Origin of the sequence: Pseudomonas sp. SMV7 (assembly GCF_052041995.1) — a bacterium.
Lineage (GTDB): Bacteria > Pseudomonadota > Gammaproteobacteria > Pseudomonadales > Pseudomonadaceae > Aquipseudomonas.
This window is the reverse complement of sequence record NZ_JBKGGT010000040.1, coordinates 1-6,117: the sequence shown is the minus strand read 5'-3', so window position 1 is coordinate 6,117 and position 6,117 is coordinate 1. Positions and strand designations below refer to the sequence as shown.

Sequence of the window (6,117 nt, the reverse complement as noted above, 5' to 3'; positions counted from 1 at the left end):
CCCACAGGGCTGCAAAACGGCCCCAGCCTCTCGACCATATACACAATCAATTGGCCCCTGATTACCCAGGGCCCTACAGTGCGCGGCGAAACCCACCCAACCGGGGAACCCCGCCATGAGCAAAAAGCCGAAAAAGCACGGCCCCAACAAGGCCAAGTCCATCGTCGCCCAACCCCTGTTCCGCTGCCGCCAGGAACGACCGGACAAGGGCAAAGGCAGCTACCGCCGCGAAGCCTTCCAATCGAGAGATTGGGAGGCTTCCTACTTTTTGGCCGCATGAAAGCATCGCAAGCGCAGGCATGATATGGTCGTCACCTGACCTGCAATTCTGGATCTGTGCATGCTTCTCAGTCTTCTCCCCCGCTGGAAAACCCGTCAGCTGCTTGCGGCCTCCAGTTTCATCCTGCTCGTGGCCTGCGCAGAAAAGCCCACCGCCGCCGATGCCCTGCCGCTGGCCCCCGCCCAGCCCACCCCGGTGGTAACCCTGCCTGGCACCACGCCCGACGTCAGCACTGAAATCCAGCCTCTGCAAACCTTCGCCCAATGGCAAGCCGGCTTCCGCCAGCAAGCCCTGCAAGCCGGTATCGCGCCGGATACCTTCGACCGTGCATTCCTTGGCATTACCCCCGACATGGACGTGATCAAGGCCGACCGCAGTCAGCCGGAGTTCACCCGCCCGGTGTGGGAATACCTCGAAGGCGCCCTGTCACCGCTGCGCGTACGCAACGGCAAGAAGCTGCTGGAACAGCATGCAGACCTGCTTGCGCTCATCGAGCAGCGCTATGGCGTCGACCGCCAGGTGCTGGTTGCCGTGTGGGGCATGGAAAGCAACTTCGGCCAGTTCCAGGGCAACAAGTCGGTCATCCGCTCGTTGGCTACCCTGGCCTATGAAGGCCGTCGCCCGCAATTTGCCCAGGACCAGCTGATTGCTGCGCTGCAGATCATCCAGCATGGTGACATCCAGCCTGAGGCCATGCGTGGCTCGTGGGCCGGGGCCATGGGCCAGACCCAGTTCATCCCGACCACCTATAACACCCATGCCGTGGACTTCGACGGCGATGGCCGCCGTGACATCTGGAACAGCACCCCGGATGCCCTGGCCTCGACCGCGCACTACCTGCAGAGCTCGGGCTGGAAGCGTGGCCAGCCTTGGGGCTTCGAAGTGCAGGTACCGCCAGGCTTCGATTACTGGCAAGCCGATGGCTCGCTGCGCAAGCCGGTGAGCGACTGGCTGGCGCTGGGCGTGAAACTGCCTGCGGGGACCCAGCTGCCGGTGGGCAGCAACCAGCTGTCTGCCGCCCTGCTGCTGCCAGCGGGCGCGCGCGGGCCGGCGTTCCTGGTGCTGGACAACTTCCGCGCCATCCTCAAGTACAACAACTCGTCGTCCTATGCGCTGGCGGTAAGCCTGCTGGGTGATCGCTTCACGGGCTGGGGTTTCATCGCCGGCAGCTGGCCGAAGGAAGACTTGCCACTGAGCCGCAGCGAGCGCATGGAGTTGCAGAACCTGCTGAACAGCAATGGGCATGAGGCGGGGAACCCTGACGGTATCATTGGCGCCAATACCCGCAAGGCGATCCGTAATGCCCAGCAGGGGCTGGGGTGGCCGGCGGATGGCTATCCGACCCACAAGCTGCTTGAGAGCCTGCGTCAGCAGTGAGGATCCTGGGGCCGCCGTGCGGCCCCGGCAATCTCAAGCCCTGAACAGATCCTGCTCCAGCAGCAACGTTTGCCCGACACTATCCAGCCGCACCCGGGCCCCCAGCGGCAAACACACATTCGGATCACAGTGGCCACTGCGCCACCCGGCCAGCACCGGCACCCCCAGCGGCCCGAAGATATCCTGCAGCAACGGCGTCAGCGCCGCCGTGGTAATCCCGGCAAAATCCCCCGCCAACACGCCCTTGATCCCTTCCAGCTTGCCCGCCAGGCGCAGTTGGGTCAGCAGACGGTCCACCCGGTACAACGGTTCGTTGACGTCCTCGATGAACAAGATACAGCCCTGTGTCTCCAGTTCGGCAATCGTCCCCAAGGTCGCCCCCAGCATGGACAGGTTGCCACCTAGCAGCGGCCCGCTGGCCACGCCCGGCAGCACGCTGGTCAAAGCGAAGTCCGCCGGGTGTGCAATCGGCGCACCGCTGCGCAGCTGCCCGCCCAGCTGCGCCAGCAGCGAAGCCTCGGTCGGCTGCAGCTTGGCCCCCAGCAGGTCGGCATTGAGCATTGCGCCATGGAAGGTGAGCAGCCCGGTGCTGCGGTAGATGGCCGTGTGCAGCGCAGTAATGTCGCTGTAGCCGATCAGCGGCTTGGGGTTTCGTCGGATCAACTCGAAATCAAGCTGGTCGAGCAGGCGCATGCTGCCATAGCCCCCACGCATGCACAGAATGGCGTCGATCGACGGGTCGGCAAAAGCACCATGCAGGTCTTGCAGCCGCTGCTGGTCCGAGCCCGCCAGGTAGCCCTGGGCCTGGAGCGTACTCGGGTAGATCCGGCAACGGTGGCCACGATCGGCGAACCAGCGGTTGGCCTTCTGGGTATCCAGCCGGGCCGGGCCGGCGGGGGCGACGATGGCAAAACAGGCATTGCCTGGCAGCGCCATCGGCAAACAGGGTTCGTTACGCTCAAGGCAATTCACATGCAACTCCTTGCGGGTCGAGGGAGCGTCATTCTGCGCGCGAGGGCCAAACCCGGCCATCGGGAAGCCCCATCAACAAAAATGCCGATGCCGCCTTCCGGCGCGCATCGGCATGTGTGGCCCAGGCTTTGATCAGAGCTTGATCTTGGCTTCGTGGGCCTGCTGGTCGGCGTGGTACGAAGAACGCACCAGCGGCCCGGAGGCGACGTTCTTGAAGCCCATCTTGTAGCCTTCCTCGGCGAACCAGGCGAAGGTGTCCGGGTGGACGAAACGCTGCACCGGCAGGTGGCTGCGCGATGGCTGCAGGTACTGGCCGAGCGTAAGCATGTCGATGTCATGTTCACGCATGCGCTGCATCACTTCGATCACTTCGTCGTCGGTCTCGCCCAGACCCAGCATCAGGCCCGACTTGGTCGGAACGTGCGGCACCAACTGCTTGAACTTCTGCAGCAGGTCCAGCGACCAGTCGTAGTCCGAACCCGGACGCGCGGCCTTGTACAGGCGCGGTACGGTCTCGAGGTTGTGGTTGAACACATCCGGCGGCTCTTGCGCGGTGATCTCCAGGGCAACGTCCATGCGGCCACGGTAGTCCGGCACCAGGGTTTCCAGCTGCACGCCCGGCGAAAGCGCACGGATTTCACGGATGCAGTCAGCGAAGTGCTGGGCCCCGCCGTCGCGCAGGTCGTCGCGGTCCACCGAAGTGATCACCACATACTTCAGGCGCAGGTCGGCGATGGCGATGGCCAGGTTCTTCGGCTCATCCAGGTCCAGCGGCTTCGGCCGGCCATGACCCACGTCGCAGAACGGGCAGCGGCGGGTGCAGATGTCGCCCATGATCATGAAGGTCGCGGTACCGCCGGAGAAGCACTCGCCCAGGTTCGGGCAGGATGCCTCTTCGCACACGCTATGCAGCTTGTGCTTGCGCAGCAGTTGCTTGATGCGGTCCACCTCGGGCGAGACCGGGATGCGCACGCGGATCCAGTCGGGCTTTTTCGGCAGCTCGTCGGTGGGGATGATCTTCACCGGGATGCGCGCCACCTTTTCGGCTCCACGCAACTTGACCCCGGCTTCCACCTTCTTCGGCGCTGGGCGCGCGGTGGCATCCTGGGTAGCTATCAGGTTCGGCACGGCTTCTTGCACAGTTGTCATATTCAGTCGATTCCGCCCGTGAGGGTCGTCTGCTCAGCGTAGTCGAGGTGCTTGACCAGCTGTCCGCGCAGCCTTGTCCTGACCTCGTCGAGTTCGATCGGACCTGCCAGGTCGCGCAGCTGGGTCATCGCCAGCCCCGCATAGCCGCAGGGGTTGATTCGGCGGAATGGCGCAAGGTCCATGTCCACGTTCAGGGCAAGGCCGTGGAACGAACGGCCATTGCGGATTCGCAGGCCGAGGGAGGCGATTTTCGCTCCATCGACATAGACGCCCGGGGCATCGGGCTTGGCCGCAGCCTGGACATCATAACTGGCGAGCAGGTCGATGAGGGTCTGCTCGATACGGCTGACCAGCTCGCGCACGCCAAACCCCAGCCGCCGCACATCCAGCAGCAGGTAGGCCACCAGTTGCCCGGGGCCATGGTAGGTCACCTGGCCACCGCGGTCGGTCTGCACCACCGGGATGTCGCCCGGCACCAGCAGGTGCTCGGCCTTGCCGGCCTGGCCCTGGGTAAAGACTGCGGGGTGCTCGACCAGCCAGATTTCATCCTGGCTGTCCGGGCTGCGCTGCTCGGTAAAGCGCCGCATGGCCTCCAGCACCGGTTCATAGGGCTGCAGGCCAAGCTCACGGAAACCGAGGCAGGCGGACATCAGAGCACCATTTTCACGATGCCGGTAGCGCGCAGGGCGCTGTTGATATCGTGCAGCTGGTTCTCGCTTTCGGCAACGATGTGCAATTGCACGGTGGTGTACTTGCCTTCCTTGCTCTGGCGCTCGGCCAGTGTGGAAAGGTCGACCTTGGCGTGCTTGCTGAGGATCTCGATCACCGTGTCACGGAAACCGACCACGGTATCGCCGATGACCTTGATCGGGTAATCGTCGCAGGGGAATTCGATCTTGTGCGACTTGACGTCTGGTTCGCTCATGGCGGAAACGGCCTCGTAAGCCGTGGCAACAACAACGCCCCCGCAGGATTCGCGGGGGCATGCAGGTCACGTATCAGTTGAACAACCCGTAGAAGAATAGACGGATGCTATCCCACATACGGCGGAAGAAACCACCTTCCTCGACGCCGTCAAGGGCGATCAGGTCGGCGCTGTGAACCACTTTCTCGTCCAGTTTGACTTCCACTTTGCCGATCACGTCACCTTTGGCAATCGGTGCAGTGAGTTGCGGGTTCATGGTCATCGAAGCCTGAAGGCGTTTCAATTGGCCTTTAGGCATGGTCATGGTCAGGTCTTCGGCCAGGCCAGCTTTGACTTCGCCAGTGGCGCCTTTCCAGACCGGTGCTTTGGTCAGCTCGGTGCCCTTCTGATAGAAGGTCTGGGTTTCGAAGAAGCGGAAGCCGTAGGTCAGCAGCTTCTGGGTCTCTGCCGCACGCGACTGCTCGCTGTTGGTGCCGAACACCACGGCGATCAGGCGCTGACCGTCGCGAACGGCCGAAGCCACCATGCAGTAGCCGGCTTCGTCGGTGTGGCCGGTCTTCAGGCCATCGACCGTCTTGTCACGCCACAGCAGCAGGTTGCGGTTCGGCTGCTTGATGTTGTTCCAGAAGAATTCCTTCTGCGAATAGATGGCGTAGTGGGCCGGGTCGACATTGATGATCGCGCGGGCCAGGGTCGCCATGTCATGTGCCGACGAGTAGTGGTCCGGGTGTGGCAGACCGGTCGGGTTCATGAAGTGGCTGTTGCTCATGCCCAGGTCGGCAGCCGTCTTGTTCATCATGTCGGCGAAGGCGTCTTCGCTGCCGGCGATGTGCTCGGCCAGGGCGACCGAGGCGTCGTTGCCGGACTGGATGATGATGCCGTGCAGCAGGTCGCTGACGGTCACCTGGCTGCCCACCTTGATGAACATGCGCGAACCGCCGGTACGCCAGGCGTTCTCGCTGACGGTAACCGGATCGTTTTCACCGATCTGGCCGCGACGGATGTCCAGGGTGGCGATGTAGGCGGTCATCAGCTTGGTCAGGCTGGCTGGCGGCAGGCGCTCGTCACCGTTGTTCTCGACCAGCACGTTGCCGCTGGACGCGTCCATGAGTACGTAGGACTTGGCTGCCAGTTGCGGTGGTGCCGGCGTCATCTGCTCAGCCGCGAAGGCGGCCGGCGTGATCATCAGCAGTACGGGCAGGCAAAGTCGTTTGGCAAGGTTGGTGATGTTCATCCGTCTCTCGAAAATCGCTAATGGTCTGAATTTCCCTGGGCAAGATCATGTGCCCAGCGCCAGTCAGTCTAGTTTTGTGGCCATAGGCCTGGCCCGGCAAAATGCGGCGTTATGTCGCTGCGGGCAAAAGCCGACATTGTACATGCCTGCGCCCGGCAATTCATGACAAAACCGACAGTT

At 63.2% G+C, this 6,117-nt stretch carries 7 protein-coding genes; 2 read left to right on the top strand and 5 right to left on the bottom strand.

Features of this window, described 5'->3' with window-relative positions:
* The first annotated feature begins 115 nt into the window (after positions 1-115).
* Together arfA and ACLEJP_RS25390 are read left to right on the top strand one after the other, a co-directional pair.
* Positions 116-280: an alternative ribosome rescue factor ArfA gene (gene arfA, locus ACLEJP_RS25395; protein WP_016489355.1), complete on the top strand. Its 165-nt coding sequence runs from the start codon at positions 116-118 to the stop codon at positions 278-280.
* 60 nt (positions 281-340) lie between these two features.
* Positions 341-1,657 (top strand): lytic murein transglycosylase, encoded by a 1,317-nt coding sequence (locus ACLEJP_RS25390; RefSeq protein ID WP_440810870.1) that lies wholly within the window; start codon positions 341-343, stop codon positions 1,655-1,657.
* A 33-nt stretch (positions 1,658-1,690) separates the two neighbouring features.
* Here ACLEJP_RS25390 and ACLEJP_RS25385 read toward each other — a convergent pair whose 3' ends face one another.
* The 5 genes from ACLEJP_RS25385 to ACLEJP_RS25365 all read right to left on the bottom strand — a co-directional run bounded on the left by ACLEJP_RS25385 (position 1,691) and on the right by ACLEJP_RS25365 (position 5,937).
* On the bottom strand, positions 1,691-2,593 hold the full coding sequence (locus ACLEJP_RS25385) for a S66 peptidase family protein (protein ID WP_440810873.1): 903 nt from the start codon (positions 2,591-2,593) through the stop codon (positions 1,691-1,693).
* Positions 2,594-2,761: 168 nt separating this feature from the next.
* The gene (gene lipA / locus ACLEJP_RS25380) at positions 2,762-3,778 is read right to left on the bottom strand and encodes a lipoyl synthase (RefSeq protein WP_440810867.1); all 1,017 of its coding nucleotides are present in this window, start codon (positions 3,776-3,778) and stop codon (positions 2,762-2,764) included.
* A gap of 2 nt (positions 3,779-3,780) precedes the next feature.
* The gene (lipB, locus tag ACLEJP_RS25375; protein WP_225779369.1) at positions 3,781-4,428 is read right to left on the bottom strand and encodes a lipoyl(octanoyl) transferase LipB; all 648 of its coding nucleotides are present in this window, start codon (positions 4,426-4,428) and stop codon (positions 3,781-3,783) included.
* Entirely contained in the window at positions 4,428-4,703 is a 276-nt protein-coding gene (locus ACLEJP_RS25370) for a DUF493 domain-containing protein (protein ID WP_085625758.1), read from the bottom strand. Before ACLEJP_RS25370 ends, lipB begins: the two co-directional genes overlap by 1 nt.
* A 73-nt stretch (positions 4,704-4,776) precedes the next feature.
* Entirely contained in the window at positions 4,777-5,937 is a 1,161-nt protein-coding gene (locus tag ACLEJP_RS25365) for a D-alanyl-D-alanine carboxypeptidase family protein (protein WP_186672699.1), read from the bottom strand.
* Positions 5,938-6,117 lie beyond the last annotated feature (180 nt).